The organism is Microcystis sp. 49638_E5, from assembly GCF_021300285.1.
Lineage (GTDB): Bacteria > Cyanobacteriota > Cyanobacteriia > Cyanobacteriales > Microcystaceae > Microcystis > Microcystis aeruginosa_C.
The window spans coordinates 1-14,356 of record NZ_JAJTDH010000077.1; the positions used below are offsets into that span (position 1 = coordinate 1).

The 14,356-nt window shown below is 44.6% G+C and carries 12 protein-coding genes and 2 pseudogenes; 3 read left to right on the plus strand and 11 right to left on the minus strand.

Features of this window, described 5'->3' with window-relative positions; translation table 11 throughout:
* Positions 1 to 268: 268 nt before the first annotated feature.
* Positions 269 to 1,705 (plus strand): NADP-dependent isocitrate dehydrogenase, encoded by a 1,437-nt coding sequence (locus tag LW728_RS18105; RefSeq protein WP_002804129.1) that lies wholly within the window; start codon positions 269 to 271, stop codon positions 1,703 to 1,705.
* A gap of 69 nt (positions 1,706 to 1,774) precedes the next feature.
* Here the strand turns inward: LW728_RS18105 and LW728_RS18110 are convergent, their stop codons facing one another.
* The 4 genes and pseudogenes from LW728_RS18110 to LW728_RS18125 form a co-directional block, all read right to left on the minus strand.
* Positions 1,775 to 4,495, minus strand: coding sequence for a valine--tRNA ligase (locus LW728_RS18110; protein WP_287767523.1), 2,721 nt, complete (start codon positions 4,493 to 4,495; stop codon positions 1,775 to 1,777).
* A gap of 31 nt (positions 4,496 to 4,526) precedes the next feature.
* Positions 4,527 to 4,847 (minus strand): annotated as a pseudogene (locus LW728_RS18115) (IS30 family transposase); the annotation flags it as partial.
* Positions 4,848 to 4,871: 24 nt separating this feature from the next.
* Positions 4,872 to 5,003 (minus strand): DUF2281 domain-containing protein, encoded by a 132-nt coding sequence (locus LW728_RS18120; protein WP_308417776.1) that lies wholly within the window; start codon positions 5,001 to 5,003, stop codon positions 4,872 to 4,874.
* A gap of 247 nt (positions 5,004 to 5,250) precedes the next feature.
* Positions 5,251 to 6,033 (minus strand): aldolase/citrate lyase family protein, encoded by a 783-nt coding sequence (locus LW728_RS18125; protein WP_287767513.1) that lies wholly within the window; start codon positions 6,031 to 6,033, stop codon positions 5,251 to 5,253.
* A gap of 396 nt (positions 6,034 to 6,429) precedes the next feature.
* On the opposite strand from LW728_RS18125, the gene aspS reads away from it, so the two are divergent.
* The gene (gene aspS / locus LW728_RS18130) at positions 6,430 to 8,217 is read left to right on the plus strand and encodes an aspartate--tRNA ligase (protein WP_106908149.1); all 1,788 of its coding nucleotides are present in this window, start codon (positions 6,430 to 6,432) and stop codon (positions 8,215 to 8,217) included.
* Between the two features lie 22 nt (positions 8,218 to 8,239).
* On the opposite strand, the pseudogene LW728_RS18135 reads toward aspS, so the two are convergent.
* The 7 genes and pseudogenes from LW728_RS18135 to rpsO form a co-directional block, all read right to left on the minus strand.
* Positions 8,240 to 8,356, minus strand: a pseudogene (locus LW728_RS18135) (Uma2 family endonuclease); the annotation flags it as partial.
* A gap of 159 nt (positions 8,357 to 8,515) precedes the next feature.
* The gene (locus LW728_RS18140) at positions 8,516 to 9,889 is read right to left on the minus strand and encodes an SUMF1/EgtB/PvdO family nonheme iron enzyme (RefSeq protein WP_287767517.1); all 1,374 of its coding nucleotides are present in this window, start codon (positions 9,887 to 9,889) and stop codon (positions 8,516 to 8,518) included.
* Between the two features lie 373 nt (positions 9,890 to 10,262).
* Positions 10,263 to 10,919, minus strand: a complete 657-nt coding sequence (locus tag LW728_RS18145; RefSeq protein ID WP_287767518.1) for a Uma2 family endonuclease — start codon at positions 10,917 to 10,919, stop codon at positions 10,263 to 10,265.
* Positions 10,920 to 10,926: 7 nt separating this feature from the next.
* Positions 10,927 to 11,580 (minus strand): Uma2 family endonuclease, encoded by a 654-nt coding sequence (locus tag LW728_RS18150; RefSeq protein WP_287664752.1) that lies wholly within the window; start codon positions 11,578 to 11,580, stop codon positions 10,927 to 10,929.
* Positions 11,581 to 11,644: 64 nt separating this feature from the next.
* Positions 11,645 to 12,700 (minus strand): 3-deoxy-7-phosphoheptulonate synthase, encoded by a 1,056-nt coding sequence (gene aroF, locus LW728_RS18155; RefSeq protein WP_287767520.1) that lies wholly within the window; start codon positions 12,698 to 12,700, stop codon positions 11,645 to 11,647.
* A gap of 58 nt (positions 12,701 to 12,758) precedes the next feature.
* The gene (locus tag LW728_RS18160) at positions 12,759 to 13,223 is read right to left on the minus strand and encodes a PAM68 family protein (protein WP_002804136.1); all 465 of its coding nucleotides are present in this window, start codon (positions 13,221 to 13,223) and stop codon (positions 12,759 to 12,761) included.
* 24 nt (positions 13,224 to 13,247) lie between these two features.
* Positions 13,248 to 13,517, minus strand: a complete 270-nt coding sequence (rpsO, locus tag LW728_RS18165) for a 30S ribosomal protein S15 (RefSeq protein WP_002738807.1) — start codon at positions 13,515 to 13,517, stop codon at positions 13,248 to 13,250.
* A 238-nt stretch (positions 13,518 to 13,755) separates the two neighbouring features.
* Here rpsO and LW728_RS18170 point away from each other — a divergent pair, with 238 nt between their 5' ends.
* Entirely contained in the window at positions 13,756 to 14,085 is a 330-nt protein-coding gene (locus LW728_RS18170) for an NAD(P)H-quinone oxidoreductase subunit M (protein ID WP_002738864.1), read from the plus strand.
* Positions 14,086 to 14,356: the final 271 nt, after the last annotated feature.

Consider the following 14,356-nt stretch of genomic DNA (forward strand, 5'->3'; position numbering starts at 1 on the left):
TGATGCAAGGGTTTTAAGAGATTCTAGCAGATTTAAGTGCATTTGGGAAGCTCTCAATCAAGCTAAAAGCCCTTTCCTGTAAGGTTTTTACCATTATTCAGCAAACCCTAATTATAACCAGCTACTTAGCTCTAGCAGTTATCTTAATGGTGAGGTACGAAGTTGATGCCAGCAAGGGAATCTTTAAGAAATTACCCAAAATCCCTGAGCATAGATATTGACGGCGCTAGACTGCCAACGTATAGATAAATACCGTTTCTGGAAGCCCATGACTGTGAGCTACGAAAAAATTACCCCACCGACAACAGGCTCGAAAATTACTTTTTCTGAGGGAAAACCTCTAGTTCCCGACGATCCCATCATTCCCTTCATTCGTGGTGACGGTACGGGAGTCGATATCTGGCCCGCAACCGCAAAAGTTATCGATGCGGCGATCGCTACAGCCTACGGTGGTCAAAGGAAAATCCATTGGTTTAAAGTCTATGCTGGCGATGAAGCTTGCGAAATCTACGGGACCTATCAATATCTGCCCCAAGATACATTGACAGCGATTAAAGAATATGGGATCGCCATCAAGGGTCCCTTGACCACTCCCATCGGTGGCGGCATTCGTTCCCTGAATGTGGCTTTGCGGCAAATTTTTGACCTCTATGCCTGTGTTCGTCCCTGTCGTTACTATGCGGGAACCCCTTCCCCCCATAAAACCCCAGAAAAACTCGATGTCATCGTCTATCGGGAAAATACCGAGGATATCTATCTGGGCATCGAATGGAAACAAGGCACGGAAATCGCCGATAAACTGATTAATTATCTCAACACCGAACTAATTCCCGCCACTCCCGAACACGGTAAAAAACAAATTCCCCTCGATGCGGGTATCGGGATCAAACCGATTAGTAAGACGGGTTCCCAAAGATTAGTCCGCCGGGCGATCGAACGAGCGCTGACTTTACCGAAACCGAAAAATCAAGTTACGCTTGTCCACAAGGGTAACATTATGAAATATACAGAAGGGGCGTTCCGGGATTGGGGTTATGAATTAGCTAAAAGTGAATTCCGGGATGTGTGCGTTACCGAGATGGAATCATGGATCCTGAGCAATAAGGAGAAAAACCCCGATCTGAGCATCGAAGATAACGCCCGCATGGTGGAACCGGGTTATGATGCCCTCACGGACGAGAAAAAAGCTAAAATCTGTCAAGAAGTTACCAGTGTTCTCGATGCTATCTGGGAAACCCACGGCAATGGGCAGTGGCAAGATAAAATTATGGTCAACGATCGCATTGCCGATAGTATCTTCCAACAGATCCAAACCCGTCCCGATGAATACTCGATCCTCGCCACCATGAACCTGAATGGCGATTATCTCTCCGATGCGGCAGCGGCGATCGTGGGTGGTTTAGGGATGGGACCTGGGGCGAATATTGGCGATACTTGCGCTATTTTTGAGGCAACCCACGGCACAGCCCCTAAACACGCCGGTTTAGACCGAATTAACCCCGGTTCGGTGATTCTTTCCGGGGTGATGATGTTGGAATACATGGGATGGCAAGAAGCGGCCGATTTGATTAAAAAAGGCATCGCAGCAGCGATCGCTAATCGACAAGTTACCTACGATTTAGCGCGTCTGATGGAACCCCCCGTTAATCCTCCTCTGAAATGTTCCGAATTTGCCGATGCAATCATCTCCCATTTTGGCGATTAATTTTCCGGTTAGGGTAGCCTGAAAACTGCCCTATTTTTCGGAAAATCCCCAAAATTACCCCTGCCTCCGTTAATGCAGGCGTTTTAAGCGTTCTTGGAGAATTTGGGCTTGTTTTTCGGACTCTGCTAAAGCTTGCTTCGTTTTTTGGATTAAAGCTTCTGGAGCTTTTTCGACAAAGCTAGGTTTACTCAGGCGATCACTCAAACTCTTGATTTCCCCTTCTACCTTAGCTAAATTTTTCGCTAATTTCCCAGCCAATACCGATATATCAACCAATCCGGACAGGGGGATGAGGATTTCTACCGTAGCGACAACACCGGCGATCGCTTGATTGACTTCCTCGGTTAATTTTGCCGTCAAAATTAAGTTTTCGATCTTGGCCAAGTCCTTTAAGTACACTTGTCCGCGTTGCAAAATAGCTAATTCTTGGCTGTTTTCTGTCTGTAAAATTGCCGTGATCGTTGCTCCCGGTTTAATCCCCGCTTCGGCCCGCAAATTACGCAACACCCGAATACTTTCTATTAATAACTCAAAAGTATTTTCTAAGTCTAGATCGATCAGAGAACTATCGGCTATTGGATAGGTTTCTAAAGCCAAAACTTGCTGATTTTCTTGGGTTAAATGATGCCAAATTTCCTCGGTAATATGGGGCATAAAGGGATGTAATAATTTTAATGTCCCTGCCAAGATAAAAGCCAAAGTTTGCCGGGCCGTAGCACAGGAAACCGATTCTTTATCCTTCCATAAACGAGTTTTTACTAACTCGATATACCAATCACAGAAATCGCGCCAGATAAATTCGTATAGACCTTTTGCCGCTTCTCCCATGCCATAATTTTCTAGATAATCTCTAGTTTTTTGCACTGTTTGATGATAACGAGATAAAATCCAGCGATCAGCTAATTCTAAATTTTCTAAAACTGGTTCTCCCAATTCTTCTGGGGTTTTTCCCTCCAGATTCATCATGACAAAACGGGAAGCATTCCAAATTTTATTGGCAAAATTTCGGGCAGCTTCTACGGATTCCGATTCATCGGTTTTACGGTTGTATTGCAGACTGATATCCTGTCCTGCTCCTGCCACTTCTCGGATTAAGGTATATCGTAAAGCATCGGTTCCATATTTATCAATTAAAATTAGGGGATCGATGCCGTTATTAGCAGATTTAGACATCTTTTTGCCGTTTTCATCCCTAACTAAACCGTGAATATAGACATCTTTAAAGGGCATTTGTTGCGTAAAATAGCCCGCCATCATCGTCATTCTGGCCACCCAGAAAAAGATAATATCAAAACCAGTGACGAGGGTTGTGGTGGGATAATAGGTGTCTAGATCAAGGGTTTTTTCTGGCCATCCCATAGTCGAAAATGGCCACAATCCCGAGGAAAACCAAGTATCTAAAACATCGGGGTCTTGTTGAATAATTATATCCTCTCCATACTCCTGTTTAGCCTTGGCTAAAGCGGAGGTTTCATCTGGGGCAACGACGAAGGGAGTATGGTTAGTAATTTCGTTGTTAGTTTCACTGATAATATACCAAGCGGGAATTTGATGACCCCACCACAGTTGTCGAGAAATACACCAATCTTTTAGTTTAACTAACCAATCGCGATAAACTTTTGTCCATCTTTCCGGCACAAAACGGGGCGAGTTTTCCTGATCTAAACAGGCTAAAGCTTTTGTGGCTAAAGGTTCAATTTTAACGAACCATTGGGTAGATAAAAGGGGTTCCACGGGAACTTTACCTCGATCGCTATAGGGGACGCTATGGCGATAGGCTTCAATCTTAACTAAAAAGCCGTCTTCATCGAGTTTTTTAACGACATTTTTGCGGGCAACAAAACGATCTTGACCTGCGAATATTCCGGCATTTTCGTTTAAACTGCCGTCTAAATTCATGATATTAATAAAGGCTAAATTATGGCGTTTACCCATCTCAAAATCTTTAGGATCGTGGGCCGGCGTAACTTTGACGCAACCGGTACCGAATTCAGTATCCACCAATTCATCGGCAATAATGGGGATTTCTCGCCCCATTATCGGTAAAGTGAGGGTTTTGCCGATTAAATGGCGATAACGGGGGTCTTGCGGGTTGACAGCTACACCAGTATCACCGAGCATGGTTTCGGGCCTTGTGGTGGCTACTTGAAGATAACCGCTACCATCGCTGAGAGGATAGCGAAAATACCAGAGATTTCCCTCAATATCCTTGTTTTCTACCTCTAAATCGGAAACGGCCGACCGGGATTCGGGACACCAGTTAACTAAGTATTGACCGCGATAGATTAATCCGTCCTCATAAAGTTTGATAAAAGCAGTACGGACAGCATGGGAAAGTCCCTCATCCATGGTGAAACGTTCCCGCGTCCAATCCACGGATACCCCCAAGCGTCGCAGTTGATTAACAATGGTACTACCAGACTCCTCTTTCCATTGCCAAGCGCGTTCGAGGAATTTTTCCCTTCCTAGTTGATAACGGTCGGTTTTTTCAGCTTTTAATTGGCGATCGAGTATGGCTTGTACTGCAATACTAGCGTGATCTGTGCCGGGCAGCCAGAGGGTATTTTTGCCGGTCATGCGCTTGTAGCGAACAAGTGTATCAATTAAGGCACTCTCGAAGGCGTGACCCATGTGGAGACTACCGGTAACATTGGGAGGAGGGATAACTATACAGTAGGTTTCGCCGCCTTTTTCGGGGTTTGCTCTAAATATTTCTTGATTTTCCCAATATTGCTGCCATTTCGTTTCTGTGATCTTAGGATCGTATTGCTTCGATAGTTCCGAGGTCATGGCCAATTCAAGTCTGGATTTAATCACTGTCTTATCTAATCTCATAGAATACCTTATTCGGGGTACGATAGTCAAGACATTTTCGAGGACGATTGTTAATCAAATTTACGGCTCTTTCTATTTCCTCTGGCTTAAGGATTTTCAAATTCGTTTCCTTGGGAAAAAATTGTCTTAATAGTCCATTAGTAGGCTCGTTTAATCCCCTCGCACAAGAATGATAAGGAGTAGCAAAATAAAAATCTGCTCCCAATTTCTGCCTCAACTCTTGATGTCCACAAAATTCATTGACCTTGTCACAAGTAAAGCTTTTTCTTGGTTCAGGGGGAATCTCTTGGAAAAGTTTTTCGGTGACAAGGGTTGATTTCCTTGAAGGCATTCATTCCATATATTCCTTTGAGTGGTTTTCTATGAGATACTTGGCATAGTGCAGAAGTTCGTGCTTTAGAGAATCTGGCATTGTCGAAAGTGTTTGTAAGATTTCTGTATCAATATTGATAATTTCTCTGATTAAACGTCAAGGGATTGGTGGATAATGCCATTGTTTTTAGGACAAAAGTAGGTGCTATCAATATTATAGCCTTGTCGGCACAAACATCAAGCGCAAATTGAAGCATTCTAAACCCCACACCCCAGACCCTGCAACCACGAAAAACTTTTTCAGCCAACCCTAATTAAGAGAAGTTATTCATAATAAGTCCACATCTGTAAACTTTGCTGCCTAGGTTTTAAGCGGTCGATAGAACTGACCAATATCTTTAACCAAAAAGTAAATTATGCAAGATTTCTAAACGCTCTTCATCTTCACCAACAATAGCACCATAATAATTTTTTTTATTCTCTAACCAGAGTAATTCAAACTCGATCGCCTTTGGCAAAGCTAAACTGAAATTATCCAAAGCTTGGGGACAATCAAAGATAACTTTGCGCGTCTCGAAGCGGTCAAAATGTTCTTGGCAGAACATTTTGAAAAACGGTAAAGAATGCAGTGACACCGCACCCCCAATGGCAACAGTCAAACCGGCAGCCTTAGCTTTTTTTGCCAAAGGTAAAGCCAGATCCAAAACTTGCTTGCCATTCACATCCTGACGAGTTAATCCCAAAGAACAGGCTAAATCCATCCGTCCGATGACGATACCATGGAGAGATTTTATCTCTGGAATCGCCAACATTTCCTGAAAATTCTCACAGGCTGTAATCGTTTCGATATTAACTAATAGCTCCACATCTTCCACCCCTTGATCAGCTAAAACCCTCCTAGCTGCTCGCAGATATTTTTGTAAAGCGTAGGCTGTTTCTACCATGGGAGCAATCAAGCGATCGACTCCTAAATTAACCGCATCAAAGATATCTCTGATCGCTTCGCAACCGGCGATTTTCAGATTAAAATCTACCCCCGCTTTCAGACTAATTTCTTTCAAACGCATCGCTTCCGTCAGTCGGGTTCCTTCCGTCTCGAATTCCGCTTTTACCCCTGAAACATGGTGATCTTCCCTGAGTTCTCTTAACAGTTGCACCATTTTTTTTTCTAAGGAATTCATGATTTTAATCGTTTAAAATTGGTAACTGCTAGATGAGCCTTGTTGATTAGAACTCTTGCATAATTAATTTTTGAGGGTTCAAAAACGGCAAAAATAAGGATTAAATTGCCTAAAATCTGTAAATATACCATTTAGTTAATTATTATTCATTCTTAATTCTCCTGACTCCTGACTCCTGACTCCTAACCCTAACAACAATTTTTAGTTTTCACAAGAGGTCTATTATAGCCGATCGGCGAAAAGCTGATGGCTGAGGACTAAGAGACCATAAAAATACCCCAAACAAGGGGACAAGAGCGACAAAATACCGGCATAATGAACAAGGCCGTCTGATTTTTTTCTGGCCACATCCTTTCTATACTACATTCGTAATATAAGTAATTCTCTAGTTAGACTATGCGAACTCACTACTGTGGCGACCTTAGCGCGATCGAAATTGAAAAAAGTGTCACCCTCTTCGGTTGGGTCGATCGCCGTCGCGATCACGGTGGCGTTATTTTTATTGATCTACGGGATCGCAGTGGTATTGTCCAGATCGTCAGTGATCCCCAACGAACCCCCGCTTCCTACCCCATCGCTGAAACCGTCAGAAACGAGTATGTTATCAAGGTGACGGGAACAGTCAGTCAACGGCCCCCCGAATCCCTTAACCCGCGCATTGCCACCGGAGAAATCGAAATTTACGCCACTAGCATCGAGATTCTCAACGGGGTTACTAAACAACTGCCTTTTGTCGTCTCTAGTTCCGAAAGTGAATCGGTCCGGGAAGATGTGCGCTTGCGATACCGCTATCTAGACCTACGCCGGGAGCGTATGAGTCATAATTTACAACTACGTCACCAAGTTGTCAAAGAAATGCGCCGTTTTCTCGAAGATGAACAGCATTTTATCGAAGTGGAAACGCCAATTTTAACTCGATCGACTCCCGAAGGGGCGCGGGATTATCTGGTTCCTTCCCGTGTCAACCCTGGCCAATGGTACGCTTTACCCCAATCACCGCAACTATTTAAGCAATTATTAATGGTGTCGGGAATGGATCGCTACTATCAAATCGCTCGCTGTTTCCGCGATGAAGATCTGCGTGCCGATCGTCAACCGGAATTTACTCAGTTGGATATGGAGATGAGTTTTCTCTCCTTAAGCGAGATTTTAGCCCTAAATGAGGCTTTAATCGCTCATATCTTCAAAAAAGTCAAAAATATCGATATAAGCCTGCCCCTGCCCCGTTTAACATATTCTGAGGCTATGGATCGCTATGGGGTCGATCGCCCTGATACCCGTTTTGGCTTGGAATTGGTCAATGTGGCGGAGATTTTTGCCGATTCGGGATTTAAGGTGTTTTCAGGTGCGATCGCTAGTGGGGGAACGGTGAAAGTTTTACCGATTCCCAACGGTAACGAGGCGATTTCTAACGTCAGAATCAAACCGGGTGGGGATTTATTCAAAGAAGCCACCGATGCGGGTGCGAAGGGAATTGCCTATATCCGCGTGCGCGAGGACTACGATTTTGATACCATTGGTGCGATTAAAGATAACCTGACAGAGGCACAAAAACAGGCTTTAATCGAGAAGACTGGCGCAAAACCGGGGCATCTGCTCTTATTTGGGGCAGGAGATACCGATACAGTCAATAAATCCCTATCCCGCCTACGCTTAGTTTTAGGGGAACAATTGGGATTAATTGATCCGGAGAAAATCAACCTCCTCTGGGTGACGGATTTCCCGATGTTTGAATACAACGCCGAGGAAAAACGCCTAGAAGCATTGCATCACCCTTTTACTGCCCCTAATCCCGAAGATTTAGACGATCTAGCCCACGCTCGCGCCCTAGCCTACGATATGATTTTTAATGGTATTGAAATCGGTGGCGGCAGTTTGCGGATCTATCAACGGGAAGTACAGGAAAAAGTCTTCGCCACCATCGGTCTATCCCCAGAGGAAGCCTATAATAAATTCGGCTTTTTGTTAGAAGCTTTTGAATACGGAACCCCTCCCCACGGTGGCATCGCCTACGGTTTAGATCGCTTGGTGATGTTGTTAGCCGGGGAAGAATCGATTCGCGATGTGATTGCTTTCCCGAAAACCCAGCAAGCTAGTTGTTTACTCACTTCTGCACCTTCAACAGTGGCAGCCAAGCAATTAAAGGAATTATCCGTTGCTTCTACCTACAAACCGCCATCCTAAGATTAGGGTGGGCAATGCCCACCTAATTTTTGCAAGTCTGTTGACACCATGCTCTTAAATTCTTTTCTGCCCTCACTTCATCCTCTTTAGCAGTGGCTAAAAATTTATAGAGTTTAGTTTTGGGAACTAGGGGAAAAGTGCAGGGTAAGCGCATCTTAACAATCCTTGACAATTGTTAAGCAAAAATCGACCAAATGGGTCGAGTTCGCCCCTACAAAATCGACCCGCCGTGAGGCGGGAAAGAAAAGAAAAAAGAAAAAATAGGGAATGAGGGTAAAAGGGGAAAAAGGAAAAAGGGTTAGAGAGTTCTCCCGAATACGCAGACTACCCGAAAACCGTTATAGCTGCTGCGGTTGACGCGGCGGTTGAGGAAGTAGCGGAAAGCGGAACGGCAGAAATCCGGAAGGCTGAACCAAGAACAGCCCCGCGGAGGAGAACGATTATCATCCCCATTTTCTATCCAAGCACTGCCATCCGTCGGCGCACCGTCATAGTTATCGTGCCAAGTATCGGCGCACCATTCCCAGACATTGCCGTGCATATCGTACAGTCCGAAGGCGTTGGGCGGAAACTGTCCCACGGGAGTCGTTCCGTCTAGATACTCTACCTTCGCTTGTTCTGCGTAGGTATTGCTGGCATTGTAGTTGGCCAATTCCCCGGTAATGGTTTCCCCAAAGTAGAATGGGGTGGTGGTTCCAGCACGACAAGCGTACTCCCATTCCGCCTCACTCGGTAGTCGGTATTCCCGAACCGTCAGTTTCGATAATCTTGCACAGAATTCGACGGCATCGTACCAGTTGACTTGTTCCACGGGACGGCGATCGCTATCGGGACGGTCTTTAAAATAGGCTGGCTTGAAATCAAGGTCTTGTTTAACTTTTAAATCCGTGCGAGAGGCGATCGCTTTCCACTGGGCCTGGGTGATGGGGTATTTACCCATAAAGAAGGATGGGACAGTTACTTCATGTTGTGGTCTTTCCCCTCCAAATCCTTCCCAATTAAATTTTTTAACCAGTTTTTCGATTTCCTCATCTTCCGTTCCCATCAGGAATGTTCCCCCCGGGATGGCGACCATTTCTAAGGTGATGCCGTTGCCCAAATCTTCGCTGAAATATTGGGACTGCTTCGACTCTTTTTTGATTTGCTCACCCTTCGCATTTACTCGCACGATCTCAAAGTTAAATACTGATAACGGTGGCGTGACGATTACCGGTTGTTTTGGTTCTTCTGGTTCAGGATTGAATTGATAGGTAATTGCTCTTTCTAGTTGCTCAAATCCGTCTTCTTCCCAATAATCAAGCCGGTGAATATCTCGCAGCTTCAAGCTAACTTCTGCAAGTCGCAGATCAGGAATTTCGCATTCTTCTAACCTCATGGGAATAAAAAAAATTGTCCCCTGTGGCATCTCTCCCAAGGTATCAAGTGCAATCCTCAACTCCCGTTGGATGTATCCCTGTTTATTAGCCGATTTCGCTGACAGACAGGCGAGAAAAATCTGACTAGCTTTAATCGCTTTCGGAATTTCATCTCGCCAGTTTTGGCCCGGAATCAGGTCTTTTTTATCCAACCAAGGTTTATATCCCGCTTGCTTAAGGCGGTCATACAGTGCCAAAACTGCTGGTTTGTCCTCACTAGCGTGAGCTAGGAAAATTTGGATCTCTGACTTTTTCATAACTTTTTCTTATGACCACAAGTAGGGGAGAGCCAGATTAACTGGCAGAAAATCTCTAAATAGGGCTTGCTGAAAAAGTACGGGCGAAGCATTCGGATAGAAAATCTCCAGTTTCACCGATAGGTTATTGCCCGAATGCTTCGCCCCTACAGGACGCGGGCCGATGAAGACGCAAGGTTTTGAAGGACGATTCTCTCAAAATCTGGCACCTGTTTCAAGAGAAGAGCCACAAAACCCTTACCTTGCCTACATTTCACATTTATTCAGCCAACCCTAAATAAACCATTTAATTGATTATTACTCATTCTTAATTCTCCTGTCTCCTGTCTCCTAACGACCGGCTCCACCAACAAACTTTTTCAGCAAACCCTAGTTAATTATTTTTAGCTAGTTGACTAACAACCCATGCTCTTAAATTCTTTTCTGCCCTCACTTCATCCTCTTTAGCAGTGGCTAGAAATTCATAGAGTTTAGTTTTGGGAACTAGGGGAAAAGTGGGACTAAATTCTTCTTCCTGATAAACCTCCTTTTTTAACCGATAAATGCGCCAGATTTGTCCATTAAAACGCCATAATTCCGGCACTCCCAAACGGGCATAAAGTGCTAATTTATTAATATCCGTATGGGTTATATCCACTTCCACCACTAAATCTGGGGGCGGATCTTCAGTTAAATTAATTCTTTTTCCTAGCACTTTAGCTTGATTTTGAATATAGTAGGCATTGTCAGGTTCTGCTCCTCGCTCTAAATCTTCCCTAGCTAGAGTTGTGGAACCCATACTTTTAATTTTTAAACCCAATTCTACCACCAAAATCCGAATAAATAATCCGATTAATTCTCGGTAAAACTCGTGTTCTTCTAGGGTCATAGTAATCTCTAAAGTACCACGATCATAAAATAAATGGGCGCGATTATTTTCCCCTACGGCCTGTAAAATTTGCTGATAGGATAACCAACTGAGATGATTAAAAACTACCCGTTTTTCGCCCCTAATTTGCTCAGTATTTAACTCCAGAGGAACTGTCACCATAATTACCTCAACTCTCAGCTAGTTGACTGACAACCCATGCTCTTAAATTCTTTTCTGCTTTAACTTCATCCTCTTGAGCAGTGGCTAAAAATTCATAGAGTTTAGTTTTGGGAACTAGGGGAAAAGTCGGACTAAATTCTTCTTCCTGATAAACCCCCTTTTCTAACCGATAAATGCGCCAGATTTCTCCATTAAAACGCCATAATTCCGGCACTCCCAAACGGGCATAAAGTGCTAATTTATTAATATCCGTGTGGGTTATATCCACTTCCACCACTAAATCTGGGGGCGGATCTTCAGTTAAATTAATTCTTTTTCCTAGCACTTTAGCTTGATTTTGAATATAGTAAGCATTATCCGGTTCTGCTCCTCGTTCTAAATCTTCCCTAGCTAGAGTTGTGGAACCCAGACTTTTAATTTTTAAACCCAATTCGGACACCAAAAAATAGATAAAACGTCCAATTAATTCTCGGTAAAACTCGTGTTCTTCTAGGGGCATAGTAATCTCTAAAGTGCCACGATCATAAAATAAATGGGCGCGATTATTTTCCCCTAGGGCTTGTAAAATTTGCCGATAGGATAACCAACTGAGATGATTAAAAACTACCCGTTTTTCGCCCCTAATTTGCTCAGTATTTAACTCCAGAGGAACTGTCACCATAACTGCCCCGAAAAGCGAAATTTATGCCCAAAAAAGGGGGTTGATTCACCCCCTTATTATCTTATTAAACCAGTGCTGGAACCTGGGGCCAACGCCCGATCGTCTTACCAATGACCGCTAACTCCTGAGTTAACTGGTCGAACCGGTCGGGAGTCAAGGATTGCGGCCCATCAGATAGGGCCTTGGCCGGGTTAGGATGCACCTCGATCATCAAGGAATCGGCCCCAGCTGCCAGGGAAGCCATGGCCATGGTCGGTACATATTCCCATTTACCCGTACCGTGGCTAGGATCGATCATGATCGGCAGGTGAGTTAAAGTTCTTAAAACGGGAATACAGGATAAATCTAGGGTATTGCGAGTATATTTACTGTCAAAGGTGCGGATACCGCGTTCGCAGAGAATGACATTGCTATTTCCTGCCGCGAGGATATATTCTGCCGCCATCAACCAATCTTCAATAGTGGCCGCCATGCCGCGCTTGAGTAGGACTGGTTTCGGTTGCGCCCCAACTTTTTTCAGGAGGGAAAAATTCTGCATATTGCGGGCCCCCACCTGCACCACGTCGGCTATTTCGACAATCTTATCGAGATCCGCCGCGTCCATTACTTCCGTAATAATACCCAAACCACTGGCATCTCTAGCCGCCGCTAGTAATTCCAAAGCGCTTTCCCCGTGACCTTGGAAAGCGTATGGAGAAGTGCGGGGTTTGTAGGCACCACCCCGGAGGAATTGCGCTCCGGCTGCCGCCACTCGTTTGGCAGTTTCCACGATCATCGCCTCATTTTCCACCGAACAGGGGCCGGCGACAATGCTAACGGTATGATTTCTGCCGATGGGGATAACACCGTTAGGAGTGGGGACTAAAACCTCGCTGTATTCCCCGTGACGGTATTCTAAAGAGGCACGTTTGAAGGGTTGTTCGACTCGCAGGACGGTTTCGATCCAAGGGCTTAGTTCTTGGATTTGTAGGGGGTCTAATTCCCTGGTTTCTCCGACTAAACCGATGACAACTTTATGCTTACCGACGATTTTTTCAGGACTTAATCCCCATGCCTCGAATTCGGCACTGACGCGCTCGATTTCAATTTCCGGGGAACCAACTTTCATGACAATAATCATGGCATTAACCCTTTATTTTTTCCTTTAATCTCTATTGTTGACGATTTCTAGCGGTTGTCTATTTTTCTTCCACTTCTTTTTTGCCGGACCGCCAAGCAGCGATCGTTCTGCCAAAATTAGCTTGAAATTCTTGCCATCCTAGCCAATCCCCCACCCGATCCTCATCCCAAGAAGCGGAGAAGATGCCATAACTCAGACCGATAAAACCTAGACCAAACAGGCTTAAACTGACGAGCATAGCGACGTAGGAAGGGATTTCGAGAAGATCGTGGCTAATAATCCAGTAGAAGCCAAAAAAGGAAGTTATCCCCAGTGCCGTCGGCAGGCCACAAAATACCGCCATGCGTTTGGCCATCCGTTGACTGACCACTTGGGGAATTGCCTTTAAGCTGGTTTCCTCGGAGCGATTTTTTATCGGCGGTGGTACGGGACTAGGGGCAATTTTCGGGGTTTTTCGCTTATTTTGGCGCGGCTCAAAGGGAAGACGCTCTTTTTTCTCCGTCGATTTCGATTCAGGGGCCATGGTAGGGATGCAAAGGGGGTAAGCTTAACGGCGAATTCCGAGACGACCAATCAGGGTTTGATAACGTTGTTGATCTTTCTTCTGGATATAGGTTAACAGTCCCCGACGACGACCGATCATCTGGAGTAATCCCCGACGGGAAGCGTGGTCTTTCGGGTTAGCTTTCAGGTGTTCGGTCAGTTGGTTGATTCTCTCGGTTAAGAAAGCTACTTGTAACTCCGATGATCCTGTATCGGTTTCGTGGGCCTGGTATTGGCTGATTAGTTCTTGTTTTTTGGTCTGGGTTAAGGCCATAGGACTCGTGATCTCTGCTTAAATACTGCAATCTATTATAGTATCACGTTTCTGGTCGATCCGTAAACATTGTTCGGGAGACAGGAGATTATTCTTATTTATTCTCCCCGCTCCCCACTTGCCACTTGCCACTCCCCACTTCATAATTCATAATTTATAATTTATAATTCCCAATTCCCCATTGCCGCGAATCATGGCAAAATCTTAGACATAGCGTCTAACTTACCCTAAAGATTCCATGCTGTTAAAATCTACGACCCGTCATATTCGCATTTATACGGCTGAAGTAAAAAATAATCAATTAATCGAGAGTAACAATGTCTTGACTCTTGATGTGGATCCCGATAATGAATTTAATTGGGAAGAAGTGGCTCTCAATAAGGTTTATAGTAAGTTTGATGAATTGGTAGAATCCTACAATGGGGAAGAATTGAGCGAATATAATCTCCGTCGCATCGGTTCAGATCTAGAACATTTTATCCGTTCTCTCCTGCAAAAAGGCGAAATTAGCTATAATCTCAACGCCAGAGTACAGAACTATAGTATGGGTTTACCGAAATTAGGGTGAACGATTCCGCGTCAGTCCCCACCCGGAGACCTAGGGGGGTGGGGAAGTTCCACCGCGGCAATGAGGAGTTTCACTCCTTGGGGTGAGCGAAGAATTGCCTGTTACTCTTTTGGTTTTGGTAGTCGCTTAATGTATTCGCGTAAAATTTGAGCCGTACTAATAGTTACTAATTCTGTACGCAAATATTGCATCTAGAATTAGCTTTGTACGCTTTGACCCGTACTGGGTTAACTACGAACCTCTCTATCGGATTCCCGCTAAAGGCGGCCTC

Excerpts from the sequence above, each read along its gene's own strand:
- LW728_RS18105 (WP_002804129.1), top strand. The coding sequence starts at position 269 with ATGACTGTGAGCTACGAAAAAATTACCCCACCGACAACAGGCTCGAAA.
- LW728_RS18110 (WP_287767523.1), bottom strand. The coding sequence starts at position 4,495 with ATGACCTCGGAACTATCGAAGCAATACGATCCTAAGATCACAGAAACG.
- LW728_RS18125 (WP_287767513.1), bottom strand. The coding sequence starts at position 6,033 with ATGAATTCCTTAGAAAAAAAAATGGTGCAACTGTTAAGAGAACTCAGG.
- aspS (WP_106908149.1), top strand. The coding sequence starts at position 6,430 with ATGCGAACTCACTACTGTGGCGACCTTAGCGCGATCGAAATTGAAAAA.
- LW728_RS18140 (WP_287767517.1), bottom strand. The coding sequence starts at position 9,889 with ATGAAAAAGTCAGAGATCCAAATTTTCCTAGCTCACGCTAGTGAGGAC.
- LW728_RS18145 (WP_287767518.1), bottom strand. The coding sequence starts at position 10,919 with ATGGTGACAGTTCCTCTGGAGTTAAATACTGAGCAAATTAGGGGCGAA.
- LW728_RS18150 (WP_287664752.1), bottom strand. The coding sequence starts at position 11,580 with ATGGTGACAGTTCCTCTGGAGTTAAATACTGAGCAAATTAGGGGCGAA.
- aroF (WP_287767520.1), bottom strand. The coding sequence starts at position 12,700 with ATGATTATTGTCATGAAAGTTGGTTCCCCGGAAATTGAAATCGAGCGC.
- LW728_RS18160 (WP_002804136.1), bottom strand. The coding sequence starts at position 13,223 with ATGGCCCCTGAATCGAAATCGACGGAGAAAAAAGAGCGTCTTCCCTTT.
- rpsO (WP_002738807.1), bottom strand. The coding sequence starts at position 13,517 with ATGGCCTTAACCCAGACCAAAAAACAAGAACTAATCAGCCAATACCAG.
- LW728_RS18170 (WP_002738864.1), top strand. The coding sequence starts at position 13,756 with ATGCTGTTAAAATCTACGACCCGTCATATTCGCATTTATACGGCTGAA.